Below are 16264 nucleotides of genomic sequence, written 5' to 3' on the forward strand. Positions count from 1 at the left end.
ATCACGTCGGTCACGTTGGTGAGGTAAAATTTGTTGGTGACGTTTCGACCCCAGATCTGGGCCTTCCAGCGCGAATCCGGTGCGCCCACGCCGAGCCGGAGGTCGAGCGTAGCATATCCGGGTATTTCGAACTCGCTCAGCCCGCCGAACGCCGCCTGCGATGACGAGCGATAGCTGATATTGCCGCCCATCGTCAGTTCAACTTTGGCATTCAACGGCACGCGATAATCCACATCTGCGTTCGCCTGCCATTTCGGCGTGCCCGGGAACGACGCGCCCTTGACGTCGATCGTCGTCCCGTTCGGGTCATTGGTCATGAAGCTGCGGTCGATCCGTGTATCAACATAGGTCGCGCCAGCACTGAGCCTGAGCCCATCGACCGGCCGCCAGTTCAGGCTGAGCTCCCCGCCCCGCACGGAAGAGCGCGGGATCTGCACCAGGCTCGGCAGATTGCCGAATGCGGTGCCGACATAGCCCGCGATCTGCTTGTCGTTATATTTGTAGTAGAAGCCGGCACCGTCGAGCTGCAGCCGCCGATCGAAGGCGGCAATCTTGAAGCCGGCCTCGAACGCGAGCACCGATTCCTGTGTCACCGGATTAAACTGCGTTGGGAACAGTCCCGGCACGGTGGGGAAACTACCCGCTTTATAGCCTTTGGTCACATTGGCGTAGAGCAGCGTGTCGCGATCCGGCTTCCAGTTCAGCCCGGCGCGCCACGAAAAATTGTCTTCCGACAACCGCTTTGCGACGATCGGAACAGGGACATTGGGCGTCCCATAGCCGACCTCGCCCAGCGTCGCGCAGGCACCCGGCTGGAGCGCCACCACAGGGGCGGCAAAACCGCGCAGCAGGTTGGAAACGAAGCTGAAGACCGTCGAGATGTCGCCATTGCCGCTATCGTAGAGGCAGCCGCGGAACCGATTGGTCTGATCGTTGTAGCGGCCCGACAATTGCAGGGTCAGGCCATGGACGAATTCATAGTCGATGCTGCCGAACGCGGCCTTCGACTCGATCTTCTGCGCGTTGCCGATGGCGAATTCGCTGTACCGGAGCGGTCCAAACCCGCTGTTGCTGGCCAGGATATTGCCGATTTCCCGGTCGTCGGTCGTGTCATTGCTGTAATTGCCGCCGATCATCCAGCGAAGCGGCCCCTTCGCGCTCGCAATGCGCAGTTCCTGCGAGAAGCTCTTGATCCGCGCATCGATCGTCAGCCGCAAATTTGTCTCGGGAACGCCGTCGGTGTCGACGGGCGCCCATTGCTTGAGGTGCGAATAGGCGCTGATCGACGTCAGCGTGATCGAATCCGACAAGTCGATGTCGCCGCGCAGCGAGAATTGATAGAAATGGTCGTTGCGCCTGAGGCTGACGCCAGGGTCCCAATCGGCAATCCGGCTCTTGTCCGGCGCCGGTGCGATGGCAAGCAAGGCCGCCTCGAGATCGGTATAGCCCCCGGCCGACGCCGGAATCTGCGGATCGTAGCGCATGAACTGCCCGGCTTGCGTCTCGCTCTTGTCGATCCATCCGTTGGCGATCAGTTCGAGCCGCAGACCGCTCGTGCTCCAGTCCAGGATCGCGCGGCCGGTCGTGAAATCGCGCCGCCCGAGCCGGTCCGACGGCCGGCTCTGGCTGACCTGCCATCCGTCGGCATATTCATGGCGAACCGCGATGCGTCCCTTGAGATCCCCGGAGATCGGGCCGCTGACGAACCCTTGCGCATCGACCTCATTGAAACGGCCATAGGTAAGGTCAAAGCCCGACGTTAGAGCGTCGGTCGGCTTGGCGGGAATATAGTTGATCGCCCCGCCAGTGGAATTCTGCCCGAACAGCGTGCCTTGCGGCCCCTTCAATATCTCAACGCGCTCGACGTCGAACGACGCGCCCTCGGTCATCGCCAGATAGGGGATCGGCACCTGGTCGCTGTACACGCTGACCGTCGGCGCGACGGCCACCGCGACGTCATAGAATCCGATGCCCCGGATCGTGAGGACCGGCGATCCGTACGTGCTGGGTCTGAAGGTCAGTCCTGGCGCGATCTTTTCAAGATCGGCCGGGCGCGTGATGCCGGCATTGGCGAGCTGGTCGCCCGATGCCGCGGTGATCGAGAGCGGCACGTCGCTCAATCGCTCGGACCGTTTCTGCGCGGTGACGATGATATCGTCGGGCGCGGAATCGTTCTTGCCGGTGTCGGCCGGTCGCGCGGCCGACGCCACTTGGTCGGTACAAGACAAGCGGCCGTCCCCGGCCGTTGGGCCTGGCGCTGCCATGGATGGCGCGGGCGCCTTGGGAACACATCCCGGCGCGGTGTCCGTCGTTCCGCCTTGCCCAGTGGACGAGAGCGCTTGCTGAACGGCCCAAGCGGGTGTCGACAGGCCAAGCGCGGTCGTGCCCAACAGGATCACAAGATACTGTTTCATTCATCCCTCCCAATTATATACTCTTGTTTTTGTTAGCTTATTTCTCTCTTAGTCAGCGGCTTCTCGATGGCCCGCTTGGCCTGCAGCACAGCGGCGACCACGCGGCGGGCGCGGACGGCGCCTTCGTCAAAGGGCAGTAAAAGGGGCTTCATCTCGTCGAACGTGCGAGCGCCCATCTGCGTCTGGACGGCTTCGAGCATCGGCAGATCCTCATGAAGGAAGGCCTGCTCGGTGGCGCTGGTGATGAGGTCGTCCAGCTGAGGATTCTCCTGCCCGAAATCGCGGGTCATCGCCCAGAAATAATGGGTCCTGGTCGCCGTTTCGGGCGTCAATATATCGAGCCCGAGGGTGGATATGCCGTCGCTGCGCGGATGCCCTGCCGGCGTGACGCCGACATTGAGCAGCATGTTGCCCGGCGGGTCCCACCGCATGTCGAGCCAATGGTCGACATTCTTGCCATAGTTTCCGAACAAGGCGTCCCATACCGGCGGCGCGGGCGCGTCGGGGCACCAACGATCCGAAAAGATCGTCGTGCCGTGCTGCTGGACACGATGCTTGCCGGTGGCGATGGCGTCGCTGCCGATCCCGTTCTTGTGCAGGAAGGCGACATGCGACAGATCCATCAGATTGTCGGTGATCAGTTCGTAATGCGCGTCGACCGTGAAGACGCCGCCGACGGTGCGCAGGCCGTCATCGACCAGGCAGGAAAAATCGGGAATGAGGTCGGCATCCGCCTGGTCCGGATCGCCGAACCAGAGCCATATCAGCGAATAGCGCTCGACGACCGGTAAGGATCGGACCCGTGCCGCTTTCGGCGCATGTCCATGGGGGCTGTGGACGCACTGCCCCTCGCTCGAGAAGACGAGCCCGTGATAGGGGCACTGGATCCGATCGCCCTCGACGGTCCCGAGATGAAGCGGCGCGAAGCGATGCGGGCATTGGTCGTGGAGAGCGGCGATCGTGCCGTCGCCTTTCCGGTACAGCACGATGGGAATGTCGCACAAACGCCGCGCGAAGGCCTGGTCGGCGACTTCGCGAGCCCAGGCCGCGACATACCATGCCTGATCAATGAACATGGGCATTGTCCTCCACGATTCTGCTCAGCTGCCCGCCAAGGTGGAGGCTTCGCCGCGCGTCGCGCAGCGTCAGCCACAAGGTTTCGCCGGGCTGAAGAAAGGCCGGCGCGTCAAGCGCCACGCGGATCTCGTCACGGCGACGGACATCGTCGACCAGATGCGTGCTCAGGATCCGGATTACCTCGGGCGTCGCGCGGGCAATGACGCCGCCCGGCGTTCCGGTAAGCAGCAGGTCGCCGCGCTTGAGGTCCTGAAGTCCCGCGATCTCGGTCAGCGCTTCTTCGGGCGGATAGATGAAGCTTGCGCTGCTCGCCGCCTGGCGCAACTCGCCTTCCCGGCTCAACGCCAGATCGAGCTGACCGATCGTCTCGGCGACATCGCCTTGATCGAGATAATAGAAGACCGGGCCGGTCGGACAGAAGGTGCGGTAGCTCTTGCCGCGATACCATTGCAGGAACGACGCGCCGAACATCGTATCCCGCGCCGACACGTCGTTGCACAGCACGACGCCGGCGACGAACGATCCGATGTTCGAGCGATCGACCACGGCGCCCGACCCCAGCGATCGACGCAGGACAATCCCGATCTCCGCCTCATAGTCGAGCAACTCGACACCGGCCGGCCGCACGATATCGGCATAGGGACCGCACAGCGAACTGCTCGCCTTGGCGAAAAGCAGATTGGCCCTGCGCTGATGATGCCCCGCCTCGGCCGCGTGATCGCGATAGTTCAATCCCTGGCAGATGAGCGTCGCATCCGCCGTCACCGGGCTGAGGATCGCGCGCGCCGGCACGGCCACCGGGCTTGAGGGCAGCGCCCGCCCCGCATCGAGCTCGGCGACAAGATCGCTGAGGGTTGTGACCTCGGTCGCAAGGTCCTGCGCCTCGACCAGATCGTCAGGATGGATCGGCGCGGCGCCGGTGACGACGGCCCATCGCGCTCCTTTTCCTACATCGTATCGAATGATCATCGAGGCCATTATTCTCTCCGGCATCTTTTGTCAGCGCAGCCACGACCGCGGCGGTGTCGCCAGCGCGTCGAACATCGCATGGACGGCGGCGGGTGCGTCGGCCGGCGGCGGGCCCGGTGGCCGCATCGAGTCCGGCAAGTCGTCGCCCCAGGCCCAAAGCCCGCCGCGCGTCAGCGGGTGGACACCGGTCGGGTAATCGGACGTCATCACGTCCCCGTCGGCATAATGCTCCCACTCGTCGCCGGCACCGTCTTTCCAATAATCGAAGATCTGACTGCCAAGGACGTGCCGGCCGATGCCCCAATGATGGCTCCACCCCTGCGCCCGAAGATGCTGTTGTCCTTGCCCGACGGCGTCGAGATCGATGGTTTCGGTCGAGACATGGAGCATCCGCGCTTCCGGCCCGGCCAGCAAGGCGAGGCTATGGTGATCGGCGGGCTGATCGCCGCGGTCGAACCGGAAGAAGCCCAGCACCGGGATGTCATCGGCAATCGTGGCCACATCCGATGCCAGGAAGCCGAAACGCTGGCGGTACCACTCCATCATGTCGGGAAAGGCCTGCGTCTGGAGGACGACATGGCCGATCCTGAAGACCGGCGCGGGCGCCGGATCCGATCGGACGGGCCGGTTGATCCGCGGCGTGGCGTTCGGCAGGTTGACGTCGCTGATCGCGCTCCGTGCGGGAAGCGCCGGCAGCGGCTCCGCGCCCCACAGGAAATCGACCCTGTTGCCGTCCGGATCGAACAGGCGCACCCGCTCGCCGCCGCCCGGCCCCTCCACCGGCGCGATGTCCCGCTTCTCAAACCGTGCCAGCGTGTGGAGATCGTCGCGGCTGCGCGCGGTCAGGGCGAAGCCAATGAACGCATCATGCTCGGCCGCGATCACTTCGACGCAATAGCTGTCGGGTCCATAGCCCCGAAAATACTGCCGGCCGCGGCTGGCCGGGGCCAGCGGGATGAAGCCGAAGTCGGCGAGAAAGCGAGCCATGCCGTCCGGATCGCGGCGCTGGTAGCTGACATGCGATAGAGCATCAGCACGGACGACCGGATCGATGGGCGGATCGACGGGCGGGATCATTGCGCTGCTCCTCTGATGCGATCGATGATCGCCATCGGGTCGTCGGGCATGGCGTTGCCGCGCCAGGCGACGTGCTGGTCGGGACGGACAAGGACGAAGTCACGCTCGTAGACACCGCGCGCATGGTCGTCGCGAATATCGAGCAGCTTGACGGGCACCCCGCGCTGCTCTGCTGCGGACAGCAAAGGGTCGGCCGCCAGGTCTGTGAAACGAACGAGCGTGAACCACGGTCCAAAATGATCGAACAGCGCGCTTCCGTCGCCCAGGAACAGGTGCGGCGCGCGCGCACCGGGCCAGGTGCTTGGCACATAGGCGCGTGGCGTCCATTCGGGTTCGTCGGCTTCGGTGCAGACGATCGGCGAATTGCGGTAGCGATAGCCGAGTTCGACGCCGCGTGCCTCGTTTTCCAGATTGCCGAGCGAGGCAATCAGCTTGCCATATTTCTTTCGGGCGGCGTCCCCCTCCGGCGTCGCTTCATGGATCACCGGATCATAGGCATTGGCGATTTCGAACCGTATCTGCATGTGGCCGCCCGACGCCTCGACGACGCCGGCCCCCACCGGCCGACGCTCGGCTTCGATACTCGACAGCAGCGCCGGGCCGCCCCACCCTTCCAGGACCGCGGCAAATTTCCAGGCGAGATCGACGGCATCCGCGATGCCGGTATTCATCCCATAGCCGCCGGTCGGGATGACCTGGTGCACCGCGTCTCCGGCCAGCCAGACCCGCCCCCGACCATATCCCGTCGCGAGTACCAGGTGCGGCGACCAGGGATTGGCCTGAATCACTTCGAGCGGGAACTCGCGGCCCAGCGCGTCGAAGACGAGTTCCTCGGGAACCACCTCTTCTGCGGCGGCGCCCTCGGCCAGGATGCAGTGCAACGTCCAGATCTCGCTGTCGTCCTGCGCAATCAGCGTGGCGCCGCTCGGCGATTGATAGTGCCAGGCGATGCCGAAGCGCTGGAGCAAGTCGCGCGCCTCAGATCTGAAATGCACCATGTAGAAGGGCGCCACATTATGGACCCCCTCCCAGCGAAAGCCGAGCGCCTCGCGCACCAGGCTGCCGCCGCCGTCGCAGCCCGCCAGCAACGCGCACCGCCTGGTCTCGCTTCGGCCGGTCGCGACCTCGCGCAATGTGACCTCGACGCCCTCGCCATCTTCCTCGAAACGCTCGAATGCCCAGCCAAAGCGAACCTCGACTAGCGGGGATTGTTCAAGAAGCGCCCGGAGCGTCGGCTCGAGCACAACCTGGCTGAGCCGCATATAGGGTTCGAGTGGTTGCGAGCCGTCATTGGTCTGGCGGATTTGCTCCCGCCAGTTGTCGACGTCGGGATAGGAAAAACGCGCCAGCTCCCATTCGTTGAGCCGCGTCACCCACACCACGTCCATCGGGCTGCTGCGCGGGACCGCGGCATCGCGGATCGCCTCCGCCAGCCCCATGCGGCGAAACAGCTCCATGCTCCGGCCATTGGTGACATCCATCTTGGGATGGCGCGTCGTCGTCGGGTTCCGCTCGACGAGCAGCACGCGAATACCGCGCGACTGAAGCTCGTATGCGGTCGCGAGACCAACGGGTCCCCCACCTGCAACAATGACAGGAATATCCACCAATGCCCTCTCCATCCCGGCCGTTCGCCGATGTTGGAGCAGGAGCTAACACAGCCTCCGCAAAGGAGTCCATTAAAATTACACGATCGTAGTATTTTATTGAAAGACGGCGCGTTCGACCAGATCCCAATAGCGTTCGACAGCCGCTTCGTCGGCCAGAGAAAATCCTATGGTTTGAGATATTTCGCCGCTCAACGACGATAGAACGGAGGTCATTCCGATCAGCATATAATAGACCAGATCGGGGTCGGCGGCGATCAACTCCCCGTCTTTCTGGGCCGCCCGGATCTGCGGCATGATGCGCTCGCGCGTCTTGCGCAGAATATTCTCGATGAGCCACGAGAGGCGCGGACTGGCGCCCTGATTCTCGCGCAGCATGAAATGATGGAACGCGGTGTGGTCGACCGTGAAGCGCAGGAAGCTGCGGAACTCGGTGCGCACCCGGTCGGACGCGCTCATCGTCGAGTCCGGCGGAATGGCTTCGTCCCATTGCGCCTCGATCTGTTCGAAGGCGTATTCGGCGCACGCCTTCCACAACACGTCCTTGGTTCGAAAATGATAGGTGATCAGCGTGTAGTCAACCGCGGCTCGTTCGCCGATGCGGCGAACGCTTGCTCCATCGAAACCGCGCTCGGCAAATTCGATCAAGGCTGCGTCCAGTATCGCCTTGCGGGTTTCGACCGCCCGCGACTGCTCGCGCCGGTTAGTCTTGCGGCGTTGACTGGGCTGGGGCGGGGAATTCTGGTCCTGTTGCGCTGGCTTAGACGTCATGATGTTCCTGTTCCCGGCTGCCGAAGATGCCGTAACCCCTATCGACCGCGGTGTGAATGGCGCGCTCCGCAGGCATGAGTCTGCAAGAACGCCAAGGCGATGTGACAGGCCGTGAACCCATGAACCGGCCGCTTTGGCCATGCGCTCGCATCCGGGCGCCGGGCGTTTTGCCTGCCGGTGTCATACTATTGCGGGGGTAAGCTACTGCTTTGGAATAGTTGTCTCGGGGCGCCGGCACCATGCAAAACGGGGTCTGCCGGAGGAGATAAACGTGCCCGATCGCCTTTTGAACAAGGTCCCATTCGCCGTCATGGCGGCTGCTTTGCTGGCGGTCTCCCCGCCCGCTCGTGCACAGGAGCTGCCTTATCCGGCCGACTTTCATACCAGGAACATCGAAGCGCATGGCGTGACGATGCATGTGCGCATTGGCGGCAGCGGACCGGCGGTCGTCCTGCTCCATGGCTTTGGCGAAAGCGGCGATATGTGGGCGCCGTTGGCGGCAGGCCTGGCCCGAAATCACACCGTCATCGTGCCTGATCTTCGTGGCATGGGACGATCGTCGAAGCCGGCGGGCGGCTTCTCCAAGATGAGCCAGGCGAGCGACATCGCGGCGTTGATGGACACGCTGAAGGTCGTGCGATCCGATGTCGTTGCGCATGATATCGGCAACATGGTCGCCTTTGCCTTTGCGGAACAATATCCCAACCGGGTGACCAAGCTCGTCGTAATCGATGCGCCGATCCCGGGGATCGGCCCATGGGACGAGATCGCAAAGAGCCCGGCGACCTGGCATTTCCGTTTTGGCGGCCCGGACATGGAGCGGCTCGTGAAGGGGCGCGAGCGCATCTATCTCGATCGCTTCTGGAACGAATTTTCGGCCGCCCCGGCGCGCTTCACGGAAGGATCGCGCAGCCATTATGCCGCGCTGTATGCGCTCCCTGGGGCAATGCACTCTGCGTTCGAGCAATATCGTGCCTTTGATCAGGATGCGAGCGACAATCGGGCATGGCTGGCGGCTCACGGAAAGCTGGCGATGCCGGTGCTGGCGTTGGGCGCAGAAAAGGGCCTCGGCCTGCAAATGGCGGACATCATGCGCGCCGCTGCTTCCGATGTGACCGCCAGCGTGATCCCGAGCTCCGGTCACTGGATCATGCAAGAGAACCCCAGTGCAATCGTTCGCCTCGTCCAAGCCTTCATCGATAAACCCTGAGCAGCCTTCCCGAACTGGATCGACGATCGCGGAAGGGCGGGAAATGCCCGATGACGGGCTAAGTGTTGACACACACCAACGGTTGCCCGCACCGGCCGAACGCTCGTCATGCAACCGCCCGGCGACACCGTCACCGGGCGGTTGAGGCGGCCGCTGCCGTCGTCATCGACGGGAGCGCGCCGCCGCCCCCATTACTTCGCCACTTCGGCGATCAGCGCCTTCAATGCCGCGAGACCGCCATCGATGTCATCCTTCGCGCTGGGAACGCCGCGTGCCAGGCAGATATAACCGTGAACCGTCCCCGCGGCTTCGCGGTAGACGGTCGGAACGCCCGCCGTAACGAGCTTTGCCGCGTAAGCCCGGCCCTGGTCGCGCAGCGCGTCCAGCCCAGCGGTCACAAGTAACGTCGGCGGGAGACCCTCGGCCGGAAAGTCGAGCGGGGATGCCCGGCGATCGGCGGGATCGGCAGCGTAGAGGCTGTTGAACCAGGTCATGCCATCGACCGACAGCAGATAGCCTTCGGCGAAGTCGCGAAAGCTTTGCCAATCGCCGTTCCGCGTCACGACGGGGTAGATCGGATTGATCGCAAGGACCGGTTTCGACGCCGGCTTGTCACGGAGAGCAAGCGCGGTCGTGATGGCCATGTTGCCGCCCGCGCTGTCTCCTGCAAGCACGAGTCCGGTGCACGGGAAATGATCGGCGACCCAGCGCGCGGCGGCTTCGGCGTCGTCATGCGCTGCAGGAAAGACGTGCTCCGGCGCACGGCGATAATCGACCGACACGACCGGGATGTCGAGTTGCCGGGCGGCCTCGGCGCAATAAGCGTCGTGCGTGTCGAGATCGCAAATCACCCAACCGCCGCCGTGATAAAAGACCATTACCGGCCCGGCTTCCCGATCCGGACGGTTGTCATAGACGCGAAGCCTGAGGTCACCCCCCGGCCCCGGAATCATGATTTCCTCGACCTTGGCGATATCACCGCGCGGCGCGTCGGCCGCCTGGCCGAGCCCGACGATCATCGCGCGCGCCGTCTCGGCGCCCAATTCCTGCATCGGCGGCCCTTCCTGCCCGTTCAGGAACCCCAGGAACTCCGCCACGTCGGGCCGTACATATTGAGCGACTTGCTCCGTCATCAATCTTCTCCCTCGCGCCAATCGGCATTGCGTCCGTCTTGATCTGCGCAAGCGCCGCTACCATGCGACTCGCGTGCCTGTCCAATAAAATTCCACGATCGTAGTATTTATTGGACAGGGGCCAAGCGCCCTAGTCTACGCGAAGGCTTTGCTCGGTGGCGTAGCACTGCTCCCAGATGAAGGTATCGAAGGCGGCAAGCCGGTTTTTCCACTTGGGCGTCATCGTCGATACGCAGGCACGCGCGACGCGCGCCGTATAATCGTCGGCCAGCGCCCAGGGATTGGCGGCATCTGCCGGGTCGAGGACTTGCCCGTACGGCTGAGACTTGAGCACCGCACCGGCGGCCGCCTGGATATCATCGTCGAAGGCGATCTGCAGCTTCACGTCCGCGTGCGTGCCAATCCGGCTGACATGGCCGCCGACGAACTTCTCGAACGGATGACGATCGAGGTCGCGAACCTGCTGGAAATAGCCCGGAATGTCCTGGGCGACGCCGAAGGCGCGCCACGGCATCCAGCCCGGAAACACGATATCGACGAACATCAGGGTCTTCTGGGCCGGCGCGTAGATCTCGATATTGCCGGACTCGTGACCGTTGCCGGGATAGGACAGCTCGAGCGTCTGCGTGCCCAGCTTCAGGGTATAGTTTTTGTCAAACGTCACCGTCGGCAGCGGGCGCTGCGGGTCGGCGGCGCGAGCGAGCAGCCGCTTGGTCTCTTCCTGGGCGATGATCACGAGATGGCCGCCGAGCGTCGCTGCACCGCCGATATGGTCGATGTGCGAATGGCTGTAGATGAGATAGGTGATCGGCTTGTCGGTGACCTCGGCGACCGCCTGGCGGATCTTGCCCGCATAGGATTGCGGCGCATCGACCACGACGACCCCGGTCTCATAAACCATGAACATCGACTGGTAGGCGCCGTCGGTGATCATATAGAGGCCCTCCCCCAGCTTCTCGATCCGGTAGCCCTTGGCGGGGTCGATGGCCGGGCCCCGAGCCGATGCGGGGATCGGGAGATATTTGTCGACGCGCACCCCGATCGGCGCAATGTCCGGCATGGCGGGATAGGGCGTCACCGCCTGCCCTGCGGGCGCGGGGTCCTCGGCCCGGGCAAGGCCGACGACGCAGCACGACACGATCAGCGCAAGGGCGCCATAGGTAGCACTTTTTGCCATCTCTCTTTTCCTTGGTTGAGTGAGCCGCGGCACGACCATGATCGCCGGTGGCAGGGCATTGGAGCTCGTCACGCAGTCTTCATTGCCCGTCGTTCCCGGACATCGATGGCGATCCCCACCAGCCCGACGACGGCCGGCAGGTAGACGGCATGACCGTTCTTCAGGATGGTGTCGGCGCCGCAGATGCCGGCGCCGATTTCCCAGAGATGGAAGAAGCCGTGCAGGCCGAGCCAGGCAGTGGCCGCTGCCCACAGCCAGATCCGCTGGGCGGGGAAGAAGATACCGGTCACATAGCCGGCTCCGATCATCACGTAGATGAGGCCGATATCGCGGAGAAAATGCTGATTGAACGGGCCGGTTGCCGGCACCGTCGGCACCGCATAATACCAGAATTCCGGATCGTAGAGCATGATGATGCCGTTCACGAACATGGCGATGCCGAGCAGCGCCATCAGACCCTTGTTGAATTTGCTCATTGAAACCTCCCCGTTGGTGGCATTTGGCAACGACCCGCCTGCGCAACCGCGCAGGCGATCGACCTTCCCTGACCGAGTGGCTCGCGCAGTTTCGTGCGCGATCCCGTACGGCCCTGACGATCCAGCTCGGCCAAATGTGACATGAGCTGGTATTTTTACACGATCGTAGAATTTTACACGTGACGAAGGCCGATTGCAAGATGGCGCGACACGCCCAAAGTCAGATCGTCGCTTGATCAGTTGGAAGAACGAAAGCCGATGCGCGCATGCGTACCGTCACAGAACGGCTTGTTAGCGCTCCCCCCACACCGACAGAGCCGGGTGCTCCGAACGCAGGAAACCCGCCGGCCGGTACCGCTGGTGATTTCCAGATTGCCGTCGATCTGCAGCGGCCCGTCGATCTGCGGCATGACCGACAAGGGACCGTCGCGCACCGCGAGTGCCGGCGTATCCTCGCTGGCCGGCTCGCCGGTCGCGGCGAAGCCGATCCGGAGGTGCGAGTTGTCGCAGAACGGTTTGTTGGCAGACGCGCCGCACCGGCACAATGTCGCCCGAAAGCCGGCTTGCTCACCATCGATCGAGAGACTCGCGCGCACCGCATAGGGCCCGTTCTCGCGCAGCGACAACAGGTTTACCGGTGGCGGCGCCTCGTCATGACCGTCCTTTCGCTGGTAGCTCAACGCCCCCGACGGGCATTGCCGGATTGTGCCGCACAGCAGTTCGGTTTCGGTGGCGTCCGGCTGGACCCACGCGCCCGCCACATTGGCAAGAAAGGTCGCGGGCGCCTGGGTGACGCAGAAGCGGGCGTGGATGCAGCGCTTCTCGTTGAACAGGACCGTGACATCATGTCCCTCGATCGTCTCCAGGCCGTCGCTAGCCTTGACTGACGGCGCAGCCGGCGCAGGCGCAGTCGGTGATGCCACAACGGCCGCTGCCTGCGGTGCCGGTGCATTGCGCAGCCGCCCGACTAGATCGTGCAGCACCTTGGCGGCGCGTTGGCCGCGCGGATCGGCCTGGTCGATCGCGTCCGCGGCTGTGCCCAGTTCTTCCATCCGCTCGAGAAAATACCGCCGCGCGCTCGCCCCTGGCGGCAACGACGCGGTATCGCGCAAGGCCGTGAACGAGACGCCGGCATGGCAGTGCGGATTGGACGGCCCTGCCGGCAGGCGCGCGGCGCGCTCCGCGAGCGGCGTGAGCGCCTGCATCAGGCCCACCGCCGCACCGACATAGAGCAATTTGTCATCGTCGCTCGACGGCAGCGCATAGACCTCGGCGAGCAGACGCAGCATCAGCGCATAAGCCGCGTTTGCCAGGTCGATTGTCGCCATGGCATCGGCATCTTCAATCCAGACACGCCCTTCGGGCTGTGGCGGGCGCCGCAGAACGGGATTTACGGCAGCGGGATGCGCAGGCGAGAAGTCCGGATTCTTGGCTTTGAGCGCCTTATACTCCTCGCGGATCGCGCTGAACCGCTGGAAGTGCGAAGTGTCGCGATCCGCCGGTGCGCCTTCGCCTTCGATGATGATGGTCTCGATTGCAGCCAGGGCACTTTCGAGATGCATGACCGGCCGGGCGCCGACCAGACGGATCTCGGCTGGACTGAGTTGAAGCGCGGGATCGCCGCAAAACACCGCCGCCTCGCCGATCTGGTCGACGAACTGGCGCAGGTTGCCGCTGATCTCCTCGTAGAATTCGCCGACGGTGCAATAGTCATAGCCGGTCGGCGTAAGCCGCAGCCCCGGAATCGCCCGCGTCAGGTTTGCGGGGCTTTCGAAGCCCGGACCGTCGGGCTCGTCCGATCCTTCCGGCCGTTCCAGATAGACGAAATGCTGGATCACCGCCTCGTTGAACGGTGCCAGCCTAACGACCAGCCCAGCGGGCAGATATCCGGGGTCGAGCGGGAAGTTCGCGCGACCAAGATGCGGCGCTCCGCCCAGCGCTGCGGTGATGTTCCAGACCGCCACCAAGTGGCTCATTTCGTCGATCGCCACGCCCAAGATCGCACGGCGCCACCGGGCCACCGCCTCCGCCTCTTCCGCCGTCAGCCCCTCGCCTTCCCCGTCGCGCAGGCTGAAGGCGGCGTAGAGGTAGGTGCACATCAGACAATGTTCGATTTCCGCCGCTTCGTAGAGGGCGTGCATGATCTTTTCCCGACTGACCGCCGGCGCGAGACTATCCTGGGGCATTTCTTCTTCTCACTTTCAGGGGCGCATGGTCCGCGGCCCGGCGGAGCTATTTCGCGCCGGCTGCTTCCTCGATCATCGCGGCGACTTCGGCGGGGTGCGACACCATCAGCGCATGCGAGGCGCCAGTAACGGCGACGGTGTCGCGCGCGCGGGCGCGCTCGGCCATGAACTTCATGACGGCAGCAGGGATGTTGCGGTCCGCGGTGCCGTAGATCACGTAGGAGGGCAGCGTCTTCCAGCTGGCGATCCGCGACGGTTCGCCCAGCGCGGAGAGCGTGACGGGGCGCTGGCTGGCCGCCATCAACGCTGTCTTTGCCGCCGGCACGTCGGCGGCGAATTGCGCGCGGAATTTGTCGGTCTGGATGTAGAGATCCTCGCCACCATCAGGCAGCGCGACGGTGGTCAGGCTGGCGCCGAGCGTGCTTCCGGGGAATTTTGCCGAGAGCGAAAGGCTGGTCTCGCCGACGTCCGGGGCAAAGGCCGCGACATAGACCAGTGCCGTGACATTGGCATTGCCGGCCGCCGCTTCGGTGATCACGGGTCCGCCATAGGAATGGCCGACCAGCACAACCGGTCCATCGACGGATTTGACGATCCGCGACACCGCAGCGGCATCACTGGCAACGCTGCGCAGCGGGTTCGCGGCAGCGATGACCCGATAGCCGTCCTTGTTGAGCCGGGCGACGACCGAGTCCCAGCTCGACGATTCGGCGAACGCGCCGTGCACCAGCACAATGGTCGGCTTTTCCGGCCCGGATTTGTCTCCGGCGGCCGCAATGCCGGGATGAACGAAAGCAACGGCGAACAGAAGAGTGCCGAACAGGGAAATGCGCATTGATGCCTCCGGATAAGGGTCGTGATGGTGGGATCGATCCGATGCCGCTCAGGTCACGCGGATCGTGGCCCAGGCCGGCTGAAGGCTGTCGCGCAGCCAGTCGTCGAGGCCGTGAGAGGCTATCGACGCGCCGGGGCCGGGAAGAAGCGAGCGTTCGCCCAGTTCCGCGCCGAAATATCGCGCATGAACATCGGCGATGATACGGCGACCGTCCTCATAAGCGGTGGCGATCTCGACCGCGACTTCATTGAGGCGCAATCGCTCGGCGCCGGCAATTTCGCGCACGGCATTTGCCGGCGCAGATGACAAGGCGGCGGTCAGCGCGCCGGCCACGTCTTCGCCCGAAACCGGCTGAACCAGTGCTGGAGATATCGTGATCTCGCTCGCCGTTCCCTCCTGCACGACATCACGGATGAATTCGAAGAACTGCGTCGAGCGCTGGATCGTGAAGGGAAGGCCCGAGGCCCTGATCAGCTGCTCTTGCACCTGCTTTGCACGAAAATAGCCGCTCTCCAGCCGATCGACACCGACGATCGACAGTGCGACATGGTGCTGCACGCCGGCGGCGCGCGCCGCGGCCAAAAGGTTGCGGCCCGACGTCTCGAAAAATTGCAAGGCGTCAGCCCCCTCGAGCGAGGGGGAATTGGAAACGTCGACCACGGCCCTTGCGCCCTCGAGCGCCTCGGCCAGCCCGACACCGGTTACGGAGTCGATGCCGAAGCTCGGCGATGCCTCCACGACATCCCAACCGTTCCGCCGCAACATCCCCACCAGCTTTCGACCGATGCGGCCGCTGGCGCCCAGCACCACGACCTTCATATCGCTGCCTCAAAAGACGCGATATCGACCAGCTTGCGAGCGTCGGGCAGGCCTTCTTCCGACAATGCCCGTTGAACCGAGGGCCGTTCGGCGATGCGCTCGAAATAGCCGTGCATTTCCGGAGAAACCGGGATGCCGTACGCGCCGGCCCAGCGCAGCATGGCGAACAGATAGGCGTCCGCGACCGTGAAGCGCGGCCCGAACAGATAGAGTTCGTTGATCCGTTCCGAGACGATGTCGAGAAGCTTCGCCACGACATCCGCCGCGCTTGCTTTCTCTGCGGCACGGATGGAACCCGAAAACGGCCTGAACGCGACATGCAATTCGGTCGAAAGCCAGGACAGGATTTCGAGCAGCCGCGTGCGGCCCAGCGGGCCGCCCGGCCCGAGGGCGGGATCGCAGTCGGCGATGAACTCCAAGACCGCGATATTTTCGGTGATGGCGGCCCCGTCATCGAGCGCCAGCAGGGGAACGTAACCTCTGGGATTGATCGAGAGGTAGTCATATCCCTGC

General features: G+C 64.0%; 14 protein-coding genes. 1 reads left to right on the forward strand and 13 read right to left on the reverse strand.

Annotated elements, in window-relative coordinates; all coding sequences use genetic code 11:
• From ACRECS_RS26180 to ACRECS_RS26205, 6 genes are all read right to left on the reverse strand, one after another.
• A partial coding sequence (locus ACRECS_RS26180) for a TonB-dependent receptor (protein WP_431585910.1) occupies positions 1–2414 on the reverse strand: 2414 nt, incomplete at its 3' end.
• A gap of 32 nt (positions 2415–2446) precedes the next feature.
• Positions 2447–3496: a Rieske 2Fe-2S domain-containing protein gene (locus ACRECS_RS26185; RefSeq protein ID WP_431585911.1), complete on the reverse strand. Its 1050-nt coding sequence runs from the start codon at positions 3494–3496 to the stop codon at positions 2447–2449.
• Positions 3480–4469: a fumarylacetoacetate hydrolase family protein gene (locus tag ACRECS_RS26190; protein WP_431585912.1), complete on the reverse strand. Its 990-nt coding sequence runs from the start codon at positions 4467–4469 to the stop codon at positions 3480–3482. The genes ACRECS_RS26185 and ACRECS_RS26190 overlap by 17 nt, the downstream gene beginning before the upstream one ends.
• A 21-nt stretch (positions 4470–4490) precedes the next feature.
• Entirely contained in the window at positions 4491–5537 is a 1047-nt protein-coding gene (locus ACRECS_RS26195; RefSeq protein ID WP_431585913.1) for a VOC family protein, read from the reverse strand.
• Positions 5534–7144 (reverse strand): FAD-dependent oxidoreductase, encoded by a 1611-nt coding sequence (locus ACRECS_RS26200; protein WP_431585923.1) that lies wholly within the window; start codon positions 7142–7144, stop codon positions 5534–5536. The genes ACRECS_RS26195 and ACRECS_RS26200 overlap by 4 nt, the downstream gene beginning before the upstream one ends.
• A gap of 96 nt (positions 7145–7240) precedes the next feature.
• On the reverse strand, positions 7241–8056 hold the full coding sequence (locus tag ACRECS_RS26205; protein ID WP_431585914.1) for a TetR/AcrR family transcriptional regulator: 816 nt from the start codon (positions 8054–8056) through the stop codon (positions 7241–7243).
• 130 nt (positions 8057–8186) lie between these two features.
• Between ACRECS_RS26205 and ACRECS_RS26210 the strand changes: the two genes are divergently transcribed.
• Positions 8187–9125: an alpha/beta fold hydrolase gene (locus tag ACRECS_RS26210; protein ID WP_431585915.1), complete on the forward strand. Its 939-nt coding sequence runs from the start codon at positions 8187–8189 to the stop codon at positions 9123–9125.
• A 191-nt stretch (positions 9126–9316) separates the two neighbouring features.
• On the opposite strand, the gene ACRECS_RS26215 is transcribed toward ACRECS_RS26210, so the two are convergent.
• From ACRECS_RS26215 to ACRECS_RS26245, 7 genes are all read right to left on the reverse strand, one after another.
• Positions 9317–10258, reverse strand: coding sequence for an alpha/beta hydrolase (locus tag ACRECS_RS26215; protein WP_431585916.1), 942 nt, complete (start codon positions 10256–10258; stop codon positions 9317–9319).
• Between the two features lie 130 nt (positions 10259–10388).
• On the reverse strand, positions 10389–11435 hold the full coding sequence (locus ACRECS_RS26220; protein ID WP_431585917.1) for an MBL fold metallo-hydrolase: 1047 nt from the start codon (positions 11433–11435) through the stop codon (positions 10389–10391).
• A gap of 68 nt (positions 11436–11503) precedes the next feature.
• Positions 11504–11887 carry a hypothetical protein gene (locus ACRECS_RS26225; protein WP_431585918.1) on the reverse strand — a complete coding sequence of 128 codons (384 nt, stop codon included), beginning with the start codon at positions 11885–11887 and terminating at the stop codon, positions 11504–11506.
• Between the two features lie 260 nt (positions 11888–12147).
• Entirely contained in the window at positions 12148–14052 is a 1905-nt protein-coding gene (locus ACRECS_RS26230; protein ID WP_431585919.1) for a ferritin-like domain-containing protein, read from the reverse strand.
• Between the two features lie 91 nt (positions 14053–14143).
• Entirely contained in the window at positions 14144–14932 is a 789-nt protein-coding gene (locus ACRECS_RS26235) for an alpha/beta fold hydrolase (RefSeq protein WP_431585920.1), read from the reverse strand.
• A gap of 48 nt (positions 14933–14980) precedes the next feature.
• Positions 14981–15751 (reverse strand): SDR family oxidoreductase, encoded by a 771-nt coding sequence (locus ACRECS_RS26240; protein ID WP_431585921.1) that lies wholly within the window; start codon positions 15749–15751, stop codon positions 14981–14983.
• A partial coding sequence (locus ACRECS_RS26245; RefSeq protein ID WP_431585922.1) for a glutathione binding-like protein occupies positions 15748–16264 on the reverse strand: 517 nt, incomplete at its 5' end. The genes ACRECS_RS26240 and ACRECS_RS26245, both read right to left, overlap by 4 nt.

The organism is Sphingomonas sp. (assembly GCF_050725575.1).
Taxonomy (GTDB): domain Bacteria; phylum Pseudomonadota; class Alphaproteobacteria; order Sphingomonadales; family Sphingomonadaceae; genus Sphingomonas.

What these genes read in the sequence shown, in the direction of transcription:
- ACRECS_RS26205 (WP_431585914.1), bottom strand. Translation starts at nt 8,056, where the DNA reads ATGGCCAAAGCGGCCGGTTCATGGGTTCACGGCCTGTCACATCGCCTT.
- ACRECS_RS26220 (WP_431585917.1), bottom strand. Translation starts at nt 11,435, where the DNA reads ATGGCAAAAAGTGCTACCTATGGCGCCCTTGCGCTGATCGTGTCGTGC.
- ACRECS_RS26230 (WP_431585919.1), bottom strand. Translation starts at nt 14,052, where the DNA reads ATGCACGCCCTCTACGAAGCGGCGGAAATCGAACATTGTCTGATGTGC.
- ACRECS_RS26240 (WP_431585921.1), bottom strand. Translation starts at nt 15,751, where the DNA reads ATGAAGGTCGTGGTGCTGGGCGCCAGCGGCCGCATCGGTCGAAAGCTG.
- ACRECS_RS26195 (WP_431585913.1), bottom strand. Translation starts at nt 5,537, where the DNA reads ATGATCCCGCCCGTCGATCCGCCCATCGATCCGGTCGTCCGTGCTGAT.
- ACRECS_RS26235 (WP_431585920.1), bottom strand. Translation starts at nt 14,932, where the DNA reads ATGCGCATTTCCCTGTTCGGCACTCTTCTGTTCGCCGTTGCTTTCGTT.
- ACRECS_RS26190 (WP_431585912.1), bottom strand. Translation starts at nt 4,469, where the DNA reads ATGGCCTCGATGATCATTCGATACGATGTAGGAAAAGGAGCGCGATGG.
- ACRECS_RS26215 (WP_431585916.1), bottom strand. Translation starts at nt 10,258, where the DNA reads ATGACGGAGCAAGTCGCTCAATATGTACGGCCCGACGTGGCGGAGTTC.
- ACRECS_RS26185 (WP_431585911.1), bottom strand. Translation starts at nt 3,496, where the DNA reads ATGCCCATGTTCATTGATCAGGCATGGTATGTCGCGGCCTGGGCTCGC.
- ACRECS_RS26225 (WP_431585918.1), bottom strand. Translation starts at nt 11,887, where the DNA reads ATGGCGCTGCTCGGCATCGCCATGTTCGTGAACGGCATCATCATGCTC.